Origin of the sequence: Bacillus sp. D7-8 (assembly GCF_052055895.1) — a bacterium.
Taxonomy (GTDB): Bacteria; Bacillota; Bacilli; order Bacillales; family Bacillaceae; genus Bacillus; species Bacillus velezensis.
The window spans coordinates 3,821,502-3,834,780 of the sequence record NZ_CP179922.1 but is presented as its reverse complement, the minus strand read 5'-3'; the positions used below and the strand labels follow the sequence as shown (position 1 = coordinate 3,834,780).

The 13,279-nt window shown below is 46.1% G+C and carries 14 protein-coding genes; 12 read left to right on the top strand and 2 right to left on the bottom strand.

What is annotated here, in order from left to right; translation table 11 throughout:
• Nucleotides 1–12: 12 nt before the first annotated feature.
• Nucleotides 13–1,428 (bottom strand): sigma-54 interaction domain-containing protein, encoded by a 1,416-nt coding sequence (locus ACKTRM_RS18950; protein WP_015418605.1) that lies wholly within the window; start codon nucleotides 1,426–1,428, stop codon nucleotides 13–15.
• A 207-nt stretch (nucleotides 1,429–1,635) separates the two neighbouring features.
• Between ACKTRM_RS18950 and ACKTRM_RS18945 the strand changes: the two genes are divergently transcribed.
• From ACKTRM_RS18945 to ACKTRM_RS18920, 6 genes are all read left to right on the top strand, one after another.
• Complete coding sequence (locus ACKTRM_RS18945) at nucleotides 1,636–2,841, top strand: ornithine--oxo-acid transaminase (RefSeq protein WP_004393130.1); 1,206 nt, start codon at nucleotides 1,636–1,638, stop codon at nucleotides 2,839–2,841.
• Between the two features lie 223 nt (nucleotides 2,842–3,064).
• On the top strand, nucleotides 3,065–4,465 hold the full coding sequence (locus ACKTRM_RS18940) for an amino acid permease (RefSeq protein ID WP_012118885.1): 1,401 nt from the start codon (nucleotides 3,065–3,067) through the stop codon (nucleotides 4,463–4,465).
• A 73-nt stretch (nucleotides 4,466–4,538) separates the two neighbouring features.
• Nucleotides 4,539–5,429 (top strand): arginase, encoded by an 891-nt coding sequence (gene rocF / locus ACKTRM_RS18935; protein WP_007407883.1) that lies wholly within the window; start codon nucleotides 4,539–4,541, stop codon nucleotides 5,427–5,429.
• Nucleotides 5,430–5,559: 130 nt separating this feature from the next.
• The gene (locus ACKTRM_RS18930) at nucleotides 5,560–6,675 is read left to right on the top strand and encodes an aspartate phosphatase (RefSeq protein ID WP_012118884.1); all 1,116 of its coding nucleotides are present in this window, start codon (nucleotides 5,560–5,562) and stop codon (nucleotides 6,673–6,675) included.
• Entirely contained in the window at nucleotides 6,662–6,796 is a 135-nt protein-coding gene (locus tag ACKTRM_RS18925; RefSeq protein WP_007407881.1) for a hypothetical protein, read from the top strand. Before ACKTRM_RS18930 ends, ACKTRM_RS18925 begins: the two co-directional genes overlap by 14 nt.
• Before the next feature lie 47 nt (nucleotides 6,797–6,843).
• Nucleotides 6,844–7,317, top strand: coding sequence for a GNAT family N-acetyltransferase (locus ACKTRM_RS18920; protein ID WP_012118883.1), 474 nt, complete (start codon nucleotides 6,844–6,846; stop codon nucleotides 7,315–7,317).
• 29 nt (nucleotides 7,318–7,346) lie between these two features.
• Here ACKTRM_RS18920 and ACKTRM_RS18915 read toward each other — a convergent pair whose 3' ends face one another.
• On the bottom strand, nucleotides 7,347–8,327 hold the full coding sequence (locus tag ACKTRM_RS18915) for an aldo/keto reductase (RefSeq protein ID WP_012118882.1): 981 nt from the start codon (nucleotides 8,325–8,327) through the stop codon (nucleotides 7,347–7,349).
• Nucleotides 8,328–8,509: 182 nt separating this feature from the next.
• On the opposite strand from ACKTRM_RS18915, the gene ACKTRM_RS18910 reads away from it, so the two are divergent.
• The 6 genes from ACKTRM_RS18910 to ACKTRM_RS18885 all read left to right on the top strand — a co-directional run bounded on the left by ACKTRM_RS18910 (nucleotide 8,510) and on the right by ACKTRM_RS18885 (nucleotide 13,140).
• Nucleotides 8,510–9,259, top strand: coding sequence for a YiiX/YebB-like N1pC/P60 family cysteine hydrolase (locus ACKTRM_RS18910; protein ID WP_012118881.1), 750 nt, complete (start codon nucleotides 8,510–8,512; stop codon nucleotides 9,257–9,259).
• 10 nt (nucleotides 9,260–9,269) lie between these two features.
• Entirely contained in the window at nucleotides 9,270–10,433 is a 1,164-nt protein-coding gene (locus ACKTRM_RS18905; RefSeq protein WP_012118880.1) for a hypothetical protein, read from the top strand.
• Nucleotides 10,434–10,752: 319 nt separating this feature from the next.
• A complete protein-coding gene (locus ACKTRM_RS18900; RefSeq protein ID WP_004393146.1) occupies nucleotides 10,753–10,923 on the top strand; it encodes a hypothetical protein in 171 nt (56 codons plus the stop codon).
• 153 nt (nucleotides 10,924–11,076) lie between these two features.
• On the top strand, nucleotides 11,077–11,247 hold the full coding sequence (locus ACKTRM_RS18895) for a CxxH/CxxC protein (RefSeq protein ID WP_004393147.1): 171 nt from the start codon (nucleotides 11,077–11,079) through the stop codon (nucleotides 11,245–11,247).
• Nucleotides 11,248–11,327: 80 nt separating this feature from the next.
• Complete coding sequence (gene rlmH, locus ACKTRM_RS18890) at nucleotides 11,328–11,807, top strand: 23S rRNA (pseudouridine(1915)-N(3))-methyltransferase RlmH (protein ID WP_007407874.1); 480 nt, start codon at nucleotides 11,328–11,330, stop codon at nucleotides 11,805–11,807.
• Between the two features lie 154 nt (nucleotides 11,808–11,961).
• Nucleotides 11,962–13,140, top strand: a complete 1,179-nt coding sequence (locus tag ACKTRM_RS18885; RefSeq protein ID WP_023357217.1) for a hypothetical protein — start codon at nucleotides 11,962–11,964, stop codon at nucleotides 13,138–13,140.
• Nucleotides 13,141–13,279: the final 139 nt, after the last annotated feature.

Below are 13,279 nucleotides of genomic sequence, written 5' to 3'. Positions count from 1 at the left end.
TTTTGTATGGATTCATTTCATCCGGTCCAGACCGAATTTTTTCAGGCGGTATTGCAGGCTCTGTCTGCTGATTCCGAGCTCGTTTGCCGTTTTGGATATGTTATTGCCGTGTTTTCTCAGGATCTTTTCGATCATGTATTTTTCGAAGTTTTCCATTTTGTCTTTTAAATCGGTGCCGGGCTGGGTGCTTGCGGCGGCTTTGGTTTCCGTGTCAGCCGGTTTGATTTTCATCCGGTATTGGTAAGGCAGGTGGGCCGCCGTAATCGTCGTTTCATCCGTCATAAAGTTCATGGCGCCTTCAATCATATGTTCAAGCTCGCGGATGTTGCCCGGCCAGTCATATTCCAAGAAGAATCGCTGCACATCGTCACTGATCGAATCGACATGCATTTGGAACAGGTGATTGTTTTTCTGGATAAAGACTTCGGCCAGTGGCAGAATGTCCTCCTTGCGCTCCCGGAGCGGGGGAATGATCAGCGTGACAACGCTTAAGCGGTAGTATAAATCTTTGCGCAGCCGCTCTTCTGAAATGGCGGTGATCGGGTCTTCATTCATCGTGGCGATGATGCGGACGTCAATCGGTTTGTCCTGAGCTGATCCGATGCGCCTGATTTTCTTTTCCTGAAGGGCGCGGAGCAGTTTTGCCTGCAGGCTGAGATTGAGAGAGTTGATCTCATCAAGGAGCAGGGTGCCTCCCTGCGCCTGCTCAAATAAGCCGGGCTGGTCGATGGCTCCGGTAAAGGCGCCTTTTTTCGTGCCGAATAAAATACTTTCGACCAGGCTATCCGGCAGGGCGGCGCAGTTTTGTGAGATGAACGGGGCGCCTGAGCGCTGGCTGCCGTTGTGAATGCTTTGGGCGAACAGTTCCTTGCCCGTTCCCGTCTCGCCGGCCAAAAGCACCGATGATGATGTGCGGGTTGCCCGTTTTGCGTTTTCGATGACTTCCCGAATAACCGGGCTGTTGCCGAGAATACTGTCAAACGTGTAGCTGTTCTGTTCTTTCCTGTGCATGTTCTCCCTGATCAGCCGTTCGAGCTTGGTGACGTCCTTGGCGATTTCCACGGCGCCCTTGATCTCGCCGTTTTGCACAATCGGGAAGGTGTGGTTGATCGTCGTGATTTCCTGGCCTTTGTTATTGAAATAGCTTTGCTTTACATTTTTAATCGTTTTGCCTTCTTGAAGGGCCTGAACGAGCGTACTGTCCTGCTGATTGGAAAACATAAATACATCAGTCAGGTTTTTATGCAGGACGTCCCGTTCATCCATATCTTCAATCTGCATCATTTTCTTATTGTAAATGACGGTGCTGCCTTTTTCGTCCACCACATGCAACCCGACATCAATCTCTTCCAGAATGCTTTGTAACACGAGTGTGTAAAATTCGCTGGTTGTGTGCAGGTCAATTCCTCCTCTCAATCGTCTTAACATTCATTATTTTAAAATAAATCGAACGGGAAACGCAAAAAAATTTTGCGCTTGGCTGAAGTTTGCACGCAAACTGCCGGAAAATTTTGCGGGAAAAGAAAGAATGTTGGCGAAACATCCCGTTTTTTCGGATTGGCACGGAACTTGCTTTATAAAAAGGGAAAGCAAGATCTAATGTTGAATGATTACAAAACAAGGGGGAATCAGATTATGTCAGCTTTCACAAAATCTCAAGAAATTATCAGCCAAACTTCACATTACGGCGCGAACAACTATCATCCTCTGCCGATTGTTATTTCTGAAGCGCAGGGTGTTTGGGTAAAAGACCCTGAAGGCAATCAATATATGGATATGCTGAGTGCTTATTCTGCGGTGAACCAGGGGCACAGACATCCGAAGATCATTCAGGCGCTGAAGGATCAGGCGGATAAAATCACTCTGACGTCACGCGCGTTCCATAATGATCAGCTCGGTCCGTTTTATGAGAAAACAGCCAAGCTGACCGGAAAAGATATGATTCTGCCGATGAATACGGGGGCGGAAGCCGTTGAATCCGCTGTCAAAGCGGCGAGACGCTGGGCATATGAGGTCAAAGGGGTAGCGGATAATCAGGCGGAAATCATTGCGTGTATCGGCAACTTCCACGGCAGAACGATGCTTGCGGTATCCCTTTCTTCAGAAGATGAGTATAAACGCGGTTTCGGACCTATGCTTCCGGGTATAAAATTAATTCCATACGGAGACGCAGAAGCGCTGCGCCGGGCGATTACGCCGAACACAGCCGCTTTCTTATTCGAACCGATTCAGGGAGAAGCGGGCATCGTCATCCCGCCGGAAGGATTTTTACAAGAAGCGGCCGCCATTTGTAAGGAAGAAAATGTGCTTCTGATCGCTGATGAAATTCAGACGGGACTCGGCCGCACAGGGAAAACATTCGCGGTTGACTGGGAAAATATCGTACCGGATATGTTCATCTTAGGCAAAGCACTCGGCGGGGGCGTCTTCCCGATTTCGTGCATCGCGGCGAACCGTGATATTCTCGGTGTGTTTAACCCGGGTTCCCACGGCTCGACATTCGGCGGAAACCCGCTCGCTTGCGCGGTATCGCTCGCATCTCTTGAAGTCCTTGAGGAAGAAGGGCTGGCAGAGCGTTCCCTTCAGCTTGGCCGTTATTTTAAAGAAGAGCTTGAGAAAATCGATAATCCGATCATAAAAGACGTGCGCGGTCGCGGCCTGTTTATCGGCGTTGAACTGACAGAAGCGGCCCGCCCGTACTGTGAAAAGCTGAAAGGCGAAGGGCTTTTATGCAAAGAAACACATGATACCGTGATCCGTTTTGCACCGCCGTTAATGATTTCCAAGGAAGACTTGGACTGGGCGATCCAAAAGATCACAAACGTGCTTCAAAACGCGTAAAACCTTGATACGGCAATGCTTTCCCTCGGCTTGTATGGAATTTACAAATAAAAAATTCAGCACACTCTATTTGCGCGGCGACAGTATTTTAGTATAATGTATCTTTATGTACGAAAATGAATTTCATATAACATTCATATACAAATAGAGGCTCTTTGGACAGCAAATCGGTTTCAAAGCACCGGCTTGGTTCCAATACAAGTTGCTGAAGGGGTGCAGAATAGTGAATACAAATCAAAAAGAGAATCAGCTTCAGCGCACAATGAAATCACGCCATTTGTTTATGATTTCTTTGGGCGGAGTGATCGGCACCGGGTTTTTCCTGAGTACCGGATTTACAATTAACCAGGCGGGACCGCTGGGCGCGGTTCTGTCTTATCTGGTCGGCGGTTTTATTATGTTTTTGACAATGCTCTGCTTAGGCGAGCTTGCGGTTGCCCTTCCCGTATCAGGGTCGTTTCAGACGTACGCAACCAAATTCATCAGCCCCGCTTTCGGTTTCGCATTCGGCTGGCTGTACTGGCTCGGCTGGGCGGTGACATGCGCCATTGAGTTTTTATCTGCGGGACAATTGATGCTCCGCTGGTTTCCGCATGTTCCCGTATGGGTGTGGTGCCTCGTGTTTGTCGGACTGATGTTTCTTTTGAACGCCATTACCACAAAAGCGTTCGCTGAGTCGGAATTTTGGTTTTCCGGTATTAAAATTTTAGTCATTCTGCTGTTTATTATTTTGGGCGGCGCCGCCATGTTCGGCCTGATTGACATGAAACACGGCGAGCAGGCTCCTTTCTTCTCTCATTTTTATGAGGATGGATTGTTTCCGAACGGCATTAAGGCTATGCTTATTACGATGATTACCGTAAACTTCGCGTTCCAGGGAACGGAGCTGATCGGGGTTGCCGCGGGAGAAAGTGAAAATCCCGAGAAAACGATTCCGCGCTCTATCCGGCAGACGGTATGGAGAACGCTTGTCTTTTTCGTTCTCTCCATCATCGTCATTGCCGGCATGATTCCGTGGAAGCAGGCGGGAGTGGTCGAAAGCCCGTTTGTCGTGGTGTTTGAACAAATCGGTATTCCATATGCCGCCGATATTATGAACTTTGTTATCTTAATTGCGCTGCTCTCAGTGGCCAACTCAGGCCTGTTTGCATCGACGCGTATCTTATATGCCATGGCGAACGAAGGACAAGCCTTTAAATCGCTCGGCAAAATAAATAAACGCGGCGTGCCGATGAACGCTCTGATCGTGACGCTGGCCGTCGCCTGCCTGTCCCTGCTGTCTAAGGTGGCTGCGCCGGAAGTCGTTTATATGTTTCTCTTATCATTAGCCGGACTAAGCGCGCAGGTCGGCTGGATTACGATTTCCCTGTCGCAGCTGATGTTCAGACGGAAATACATCCGCGAAGGCGGCAAAGTGGAAGACCTGAAGTTTAAAACACCGCTGTACCCGGTGCTGCCTATTATCGGGCTGACGTTAAATACGGTTGTTCTGATCAGCCTCGCATTTGATTCAGAACAGCGGCTCGCCCTTTATTGCGGCATCCCGTTCATGGCGGTGTGCGTTATCGTCTATCATCTGTATGTAAAAAAGCATAAGCAGTCAGAAAAACAGATAGAGCTTTAAATCTTTTCGTGTCCAAGTCATCTTTGAGAAACCCGCACAGGACAACATACAACATGTTGAGGTGGAAAAACGGATGAACAAGAATATCTCAGTTATTGGAATGCCGATGGATTTAGGACAAGCACGACGCGGAGTGGACATGGGCCCGAGCGCCATCCGTTACGCGCATCTCATTGAACGGTTATCTGACATGGGGTATGCGGTGGAAGACTTAGGCGACATCCCCGTCAATCGTGAAAAACTCAAAAATGATGAAGAGCTGAAAAATCTGAACTCTGTGCTCTCGGGGAACGAGCAGCTCGCCCAAAAGGTGGACAGCGTCATTGAGAATGAGCGGTTCCCTCTCGTCTTGGGCGGCGATCACAGCATCGCGATCGGAACGCTGACAGGAACGGCAAAGCACTATAAACAGCTCGGCGTCATCTGGTACGACGCGCACGGCGACTTAAACACGCTGGAAACATCGCCGTCAGGCAATATTCACGGAATGCCGCTGGCCGTCAGCCTCGGCGTCGGGCACGACACGCTGGTGAATCTGGGCGGGTATGCCCCGAAAATCAAGCCGGAGAACGTCGTCATCATCGGCGCGAGATCGCTTGATGAAGGCGAGCGTGAGTACATTAAGGAAACAGGCATGAAGGTCTATACGATGCATGAGATTGACCGCCTCGGCATGACAAAGGTCATTGAAGAAACCATTGACTACTTGTCAGACTGTGACGGCGTTCACCTCAGCCTTGACCTCGACGGCCTTGATCCGAGCGACGCGCCCGGCGTAGGCACGCCTGTCGTCGGCGGCATCAGCTACCGTGAAAGCCATTTGGCAATGGAAATGCTGTATGATGCCGACATCATCACTTCAGCTGAATTTGTCGAAGTCAACCCGATCCTCGATCACAAAAACAAAACCGGCAAAACAGCGGTCGAGCTGGTGGAATCTTTGTTAGGAAAAAAACTGTTATAAAATATGCGCCTCCGCACCTGCGGGGGTTTTTTTGTTGCCACGAGGAAACTAGCGGGCTGCCACCCTCTTTTTGAACCTGTAAATATGATATATTTATTACACAAAATGGGAAAGGGAGGTGTCCTGACAGATGGCTGAGGTGATGGCCCACGAAACAGTTGCGAAAAAAATCAGTGACTGGTATGAGGAAATCAAAAAGCACAACACCGAATCGGCTGAGGCGTTAAGAGAACAACTGCTTACGGATCTGCAAAATATGACACAAAATCAAACGGTGCTCCTTTATTTTAATTTAATTGATTCCCGCTATAAGCTTTTGATGGAAGAGTATGAGAAAACAGACGGCATTTTAAAAACGATCCAGCTGAACGCCGATAAAGAAAAAACAGACCAGATGATTCAATACTATTATTATTTCTTTTCCGGAATGCACGAGTTTTACCGTAAACGGTTTATGAACGCCATTAATTTTTACCGGATTGCTGAAAGCAGGCTCCGGCACATACCGAATGAGATTGAAAGAGCCGAGTTTAATTATCAAGTGGCGATTGCCTACTATGAAATCCGCCAAAACTACTTTGCGATGAACCACGCGGAAAAAGCGTTGGAGATCTACAAAGCCAATGAAATGTACGCGGTCAGAGAAGCACAGTGTTTAATGGTGATCGGCTGTAACAGAATGGACTTGTTTCACTACCAGAAAGCCGAAGAGCTCCTGCAGACGGCGGTTCATCAAGCCGCCAAAGCGGGCGATCCGCATATTAAGGCGCTCGCCCACTTTAACGCAGGCATTTGCTATGAAAGACAGGAAAAGCTTGAGGAGGCGCGGGTCGAGTTTGAAACGGCTCTCGATCAAAAGGAGCATTTGCAATCAGCGTATTCGGTGCGGAGTCTGTACATGCTGGCCAGAGTGTTATTGAAACAGGAACAGACGGATGAGGGCCGGTTTTGGCTGCATAAAGCGCTGAATGCCGCTGAAGAGAAAAACGAGCCCGTATACACCCAAAAGCTGCGCATCTTACAGCATGTCTTTATTGACAACAATGAAGAAGCGCTTGCATCAGCTTTCGCCGAGTTAAGAAGGAAAGAGCTGTGGAGTGACGTTTCCGACTTGTCGTATCAGGCCGCTGCGCATTTTAAAAAACAGGAGAATTACAAACTGGCGGCGAAGTATTTTCAAGAATCAATTGATGCCAATGACCAAATTTTGAGATTAACGGAGGGGATTCGTAATGAAAACATGTAAATTCATTGTACTCTCAGCAGCCTTGGCAAGTCTCATTTCGATTGGATTATTTGCGCAAACTGGTTCAACGGCACAAGCCGAACAAATCATAAAACCGGCGGAAAACGGAGCCTTCGGATAATACTTCATGATCCCGCTTTCAGTCCGTGTTTTGTAAGGAGTGATTCAATGGCTATCACGCTGCGGCCGATGACAGGACAAGAATTTCAGTCCTATCTCGCTCATTCAACCAAGCATTACGGTGAAGAAAAGGTAAAAGCGGGAACGTGGCTGCCTGACGAAGCGCCGGAATTAGCGGAGCTGGCGTTTGAAGACCTGCTTCCTGACGGCTTGGAGACGGCCGATCACTATTTATGGACGCTGACATTGGACGGAAAGGAAAATGCCGGCTGGCTGTGGCTGCACGCCGATCCGGACCACCCGCAGCAGGACGCGTTTATTTATGATTTCGGCCTTCATCCGCCTTTCCGCGGCAAAGGCTATGCAAAAGAGGCGCTCGCAAGGCTGGAGGACAAAGCCAAAGACCTGGGTGTCCGCAAGATTTCTCTCCATGTGTTCGCTCATAACGAAACGGCGCGGAAGCTGTATGAGAAGACCGGATTTCTGGAGACGGATGTCATCATGAGCAAAAAGCTGTCATGAAAAGAGGCCCGCACGATGGGCCTCTTTTGTTATTCATCTAACAATGTCATCATGTGTTCCGGATAACGCTCGCCGGCCGCGGTGCCGATCGGAAACATCTCATCCAAACGCGCCTTCACATCCTCGGGAAGCACAATGTCGAGAGCGGCGAGGTTCTCTTCCAAGTAGTGTTTCTTTTTTGTGCCCGGGATCGGAATGAGATCATCGCCATTTGCGAGAACCCATGCGAGCGCAAGCTGAGGAGCAGTGATATTCATTTCCCGGGCAATGGCGGTAAGTTTTTGGACGAGCCCTATATTCACCGCCAAATTGTCTCCCTGGAATCTCGGCGTTCTTCTTCTGTAATCATCGGCATCCAGCTGATCGGTCGACGTCATCTTTCCGGAAAGAAAACCTCTGCCGAGCGGACTGTAAGGCACAAATGAAATGCCGAGCTCACGGCAGGCGGGCAGCACATGCTCCTCCGCTTCCCTGCTCCATAAAGAATATTCCGATTGAAGCGCGGCAATCGGGTGAATGCGGACGGCGCGCCTGATCGTTTCTGCGGAAGCCTCTGACAATCCGATATATCTCACCTTTCCTTCGTCTATCAGCTCCTTCATGGCGCCGACAGTTTCTTCAATCGGCACCCGCGGATCAACCCGGTGCAGAAAGTAAAGGTCGATATAATCCGTCCCAAGGCGTTTCAGACTGGCGTCACACGCTTTTTTCACATAATCGGGCCGTCCGTTAATTTCGATAAACTCACCCTTTTCGCTTCGGACATAACCGAATTTCGTCGCGAGGTAAAGCTCCTTTCTGAATGGGGCGAGTGCTCTGCCGACAAGCTCTTCATTTGCACCCAATCCATATTGATCAGCCGTATCAAACAAATTCACGCCGAGATGAACGGCATGATGCAGTGTGGAAATCGACTCTTCCTCACTCTGGCTGCCGTAGTATTCCGACATGCCCATGCACCCTAACCCCATTGCGGAAACCCGCATCGAACCGATCGTTCTGTCCTTCATATGTCCTCCCCCTTTCTTGTATGATAACCGGATTTCCTGATATTTGAAAATGATTTATGCATATGATTTACATATTGTTATAAAATTTTTAAAAATCTGTAAATTATCTATTTTTTTATCGCAATTCCGTCATATAATACAAATGTGGAAAAATTATACTCAAAGAAAAGAGGCGAAGTAATATGTGTAAAAAGCTGTTCAAAGCCGTCCTCCCGTTTGCCCTGTCATTCACCATGGTTCTGTCATTCTCCGGTATGAATGTAAAAGCAAAAGAAACAGAAACAGCCCGCTACGCAAAAGAAATCGCAGAGCTTCAGCAGGGCACGACTCCTCAAGACGTTCTCCAATCCGCCAAAGAGCTTGCCAAACAGAAGCACGTTTCAACAGAAGCAATTCTCAAGCAGTTTCATCAAGAAATCACGGCAGACAAGGTGCAGGGAAATGTAATCGCTTCCAAAGAAGGGCTCTCTGCGATGGGCGGATCGTCAGGAACCAAAAAACTTCCGAAAAGCACAAAAGGCAATATTTATTACACGAACTCATACACCGCTTATTACAACCACGGGCATGTCGGCATGTATTCATCCGCTGATAAAATTGTTGAATCCGTGCCGGGAGACGGCGTCCGCCAGATTGCTTATAACGGCAGAGAAGTCGAAGACAATTCAATCGTCCAGACCGTGAAAGTCACCGACGCCCAAAAACAAGCCGCCGCTGACTGGGCTGTATCAAGAGTCGGTGATGAGTACTCCTTCAACTTCGTCAATAACAGAAATACGGGCCATGAAGGCGCCAAAAACTGCTCAAAACTGCTGTGGTCGGCATTCCTCTTAAAAGCCGGGATTGATATCGACTCTAATGGCGGCTTAGGCGTATACCCGCGCGACATCACAAGCTCGTCCTACACAGCCACGATTCTGACCATTCACTAAGGAGAACAACGTGAAAAAAATCATTTGGATACCCTTAGTGATCATCGCCGCCGCAGCGGTCTTATGCTTCTTCTATTTCCGCACGGAAGATCCTGCGGAGGTTGCGAGAGACACATTAAATGACCCTGATTTTCTGAAAGATAAAGAGGCGCTGCTGTACTTCTCCACTGCGGCTGACCAAGACACGTTCGGCGGCGGAAAAAGCTATGCCCTCTTCGCCGATGAAAAAGGACGGCTTTCTTCTTATCACATGAAGGGGCTTGAGCTCGGGTCGGCCAAAGTGCATGACGGCAGCGTGCTGCTGGAGGACAAAAAAGGAATCTACACCGTTCAAAATGGCCTTCACACATATAAAAGAGCGTACCAGCATACGGGAGACAGCGCGGGATATATCGAACGGGCGAAAGGCTTTTACACGCTGTATAATTCGGGCTACGACAAGAGCGGCGGCAGCTATCGCTCAGAGCTGTATCGCCAGATTGACGGCAGGTGGAAGCAAGACGTCATTCCGCACTATATCCGCGCTTCAGGCTTTTTTAAAGATCATCTTTTCGCACTCACGCCGACAGATGACGAAAAAGGCTATCACGTTCAAGACATTCAGGCTGATAAAGAAAAGCTCCATACAACATCAATCGCGACATGGACGTATAAAGATGGCACGTCTGTCGAATCCCAGCTCGCCGCCGACGACAGCGCCGTCTGCTTTGTCACCAGAGGGGAAAAAGCAGATCACATCTATCAAATGGTGAAAGTTATGAGAAAGAGCGGCGCCATCAAAACGTATGACATCGCCGCTTATAAAAATGACGAACAGACGATCTATGACTCCATGCCGTTCAGCTTCAAAAAAAGCTTTTTCATGGAGCAGCGCAGCTTCTATTTCGTTGACGGCTTCGGAACCGTCTACCGCATCAACCCTGAGACCGGACAAAGCAAAAAAGCCTTCAAGCTCCCCGCATCACGAATGAAAGCCGACTTCAAAGAGCTGACGCATCAAAACGGAAAGCTGTATCTGTTTACGTACAGCTACAAAAAGCCCGCCAAAATCGAATCCTTCGACCTGAAAACGGGCAAAAAACTGAACGACCGAACCATCCCAAACCTAAAAAACATCGTCACGCCGAAAAGCCATCTCAAGCTGTATGATGTGCAGGTGATGGGTGGGTTTTGAAGAGTATAAACATTTCGGAAGAGCTTGCCGCTTTTGGTAAGCTTTTTATAATGAAACGTTACTGCAAGAAAGAAGGTGTTCATTTGAAATCATTCAGTATCTTCTTATTGTTGTCCGTCATTTGTATAACCATTGTTTTTGTCATAATGAATATGTTGATTGGATACCCTGATGTGAGTAACGGGGCATTGATGATGATTGTATATATCGTTGTGACCCTCATGATAAGGCTATATAGCAAGAAAAAAGCCGACCGAACATAGAGATAGAGGAATTTGAACCGTAAAAGCAGAAGACAGTCAGATGAAGGAGGGAGCCGATGAAGAAAAAGCTTGCCGCGGTGACCGTAACCATTCTCCTGGTTTCCGTAATAACCAACTCTTTTTTAAACGGCGGAAAGCCGGACTGGATCGATGTATGCTGTACGCTGCTGGCGTGTCTATTAGGAATTCTGTTCGTCCTTCGCTTAGAAAAAAGAGAAAACACGTAAAGAGCCGGATGCTGAAAACACCGGCTCTTTTTGCGCGTGATTTGCCGAATTGTGGATAAAACTCAGCCCGAAGCACTACTAACATGTGTATAAATAGGTTATATTGAAAAGAGAACAATTGCCGCGTGCAAAAGAAAATCGGAGGATGTAACAATGAAAACCGCTTATTATTCTTGTGAAGAACATATCGAAACCGTGCTGGACATGTACATAGATGATCATGAGCTTCCGCCCGAAATCAGAAAAATCGAACATACTAACAGTTTATCCACAGCCTGTGAATTATGTGGGGACACTGCAACATATCTAGTAGGGAACGAATGATCCTACACAAAATACAGAAAAGATATCCACAATTGTGGACAATATATATGAATAACTTGTTTCTAAAGTGGGGATGACCTGTGAATATCAATATTGTGACCATCGGAAAACTAAAAGAAAAATACCTCAAGCAAGGCATTGAAGAATACAAAAAACGACTCTCAGCCTACGCAAAAATCGACATCATTGAACTCCCGGACGAAAAAGCGCCGGAAAACCTGAGCGACCAAGACATGAAAATCGTCAAAGACAAAGAAGGCGAACGCATCCTGGCCAAAATCAGCCCGGACACCCACGTCATCGCCCTCGCCATCGAAGGAAAAATGAAAACATCCGAAGAACTGGCCGATACAATAGATAAGCTGGCGACATATGGAAAAAGCAAAATCACCTTCGTCATCGGCGGCTCACTAGGATTGAGTGACGCAGTGATGAAGCGAGCAGATGAAAAGCTGTCGTTTTCGAAGATGACATTTCCTCATCAGCTCATGCGGCTGATTTTGGTGGAGCAGATTTATCGGGCGTTTCGGATAAATCGTGGGGAGCCTTATCATAAGTGATAGCAAACAGTAAAATAGAACTTACTATTGAAATAAATAGATTAGAAATAAGTAGATAGCAAGGAAATCTATTAAAGGTAGTTCAATGAATATTTGAAGATTTCTCTAGAAAGTTCTTCGATAAATCTGATGTGAAAAAGGAGTAACCTTTAAATTGGAATATGTTTGGGTCGAAAAAGACAAAAATATTAAATATATAGTGAATGAAGAGATGAAAGTACATATAAAGTGGAGTAAAAAACCTGAAAAAGACTATGCAAAGTTATCTAGGCAGTATATGAACGCAGGCTATATCACATTAAAAGAGGTTATAGAAGTTCCACACAATAATAATAGCAAGTATGACATGTGGTTTTTACCTGGCGTTTATATGATACGGCAAGCTATAGAGTTATTGGTTAAGGCAGGCTTAGCTATTAAGGGTGCTACTAAGAGCGAATTACAGGAAATATTTATTGCAGAAAAACATAATGTAAGGGGGTTGTACAAAACCTATAAAGATAGATATGGTGTTGAAGAGTTAAATGAAGCTGAACAAACATGGTTAGAGAAATATTTAGATAGTATAGAAATAGTAGATTCCAGTTCAGATCTTTTTAGATATCCGTTTAAAGATGACTTCATGCAACAATATGGAGATAAGGCATTAGATATTTGTCATATGGGTAATCGACTTATATATTGTTATAGCACCTTGAATAAAATGATATATGGAGAATGGTCTGATGAAGTCGAATTAAATCTTGAGGTGGAGCCGGAATTTTTACAATTGGCAAGCTCAGGCATTAATAATTGCTATTTATGGGATTCACCATGGAGTGATGGATTTTATAAGCAGGTTACAGGATATAGTGAGGTTGCAACATTTTTGTTTGGAAAGTTTAAAGAATCAAAAGATGAAGCATTATTTTATCCGATAGTATTCTTAATGAGAAACGCTATTGAGATAGGATTAAAAAGATTACTTCATATGCAGATGAACCAAGGTATTGACTTGCATATCGTTAATAGTAAAAGGAACTCACATTTGTTATACAAAGACTTATGGAAGTCAATAAAACCTATGTTAATTCATTACTCTAAAGAAGATAATCAAAAGGAAGAAACACTTGAGCTAGCTGAGAGCTATATTAGATCTATAAGTCGTATAGATAAGCATGGAGATATGTTTAGGTATCCATGTTCATACAGTAATGAGTACAAGTTTAATGATGTAGAGATTGATGTAGATAACTTTTATAGCTACATGTTAGGACTTTTCCATTTTATCGAGGGCTGTGATGCGTGGTTGGATAATATCAAAGGCTATGAAATGGAAATGCGAAGCGAATGAGAATCAGAGATGAGAAGTTATATGGAATAAAAGTAAATAATAATTTTCGTACTAAAGGCAAGTTCTAAAGAGCTTGTCTTTTTAATCGACAGTTAAAAATTAATCATTACAGGTTTGTTATTTTGGTAAACCAAATCGT

Coding starts and splice junctions, on each gene's coding strand:
- ACKTRM_RS18950 (WP_015418605.1), bottom strand. CDS start 1,428: ATGTTAAGACGATTGAGAGGAGGAATTGACCTGCACACAACCAGCGAA.
- ACKTRM_RS18945 (WP_004393130.1), top strand. CDS start 1,636: ATGTCAGCTTTCACAAAATCTCAAGAAATTATCAGCCAAACTTCACAT.
- rocF (WP_007407883.1), top strand. CDS start 4,539: ATGAACAAGAATATCTCAGTTATTGGAATGCCGATGGATTTAGGACAA.
- ACKTRM_RS18930 (WP_012118884.1), top strand. CDS start 5,560: ATGGCTGAGGTGATGGCCCACGAAACAGTTGCGAAAAAAATCAGTGAC.
- ACKTRM_RS18925 (WP_007407881.1), top strand. CDS start 6,662: ATGAAAACATGTAAATTCATTGTACTCTCAGCAGCCTTGGCAAGTCTC.
- ACKTRM_RS18920 (WP_012118883.1), top strand. CDS start 6,844: ATGGCTATCACGCTGCGGCCGATGACAGGACAAGAATTTCAGTCCTAT.
- ACKTRM_RS18915 (WP_012118882.1), bottom strand. CDS start 8,327: ATGAAGGACAGAACGATCGGTTCGATGCGGGTTTCCGCAATGGGGTTA.
- ACKTRM_RS18910 (WP_012118881.1), top strand. CDS start 8,510: ATGTGTAAAAAGCTGTTCAAAGCCGTCCTCCCGTTTGCCCTGTCATTC.
- ACKTRM_RS18900 (WP_004393146.1), top strand. CDS start 10,753: ATGAAGAAAAAGCTTGCCGCGGTGACCGTAACCATTCTCCTGGTTTCC.
- ACKTRM_RS18895 (WP_004393147.1), top strand. CDS start 11,077: ATGAAAACCGCTTATTATTCTTGTGAAGAACATATCGAAACCGTGCTG.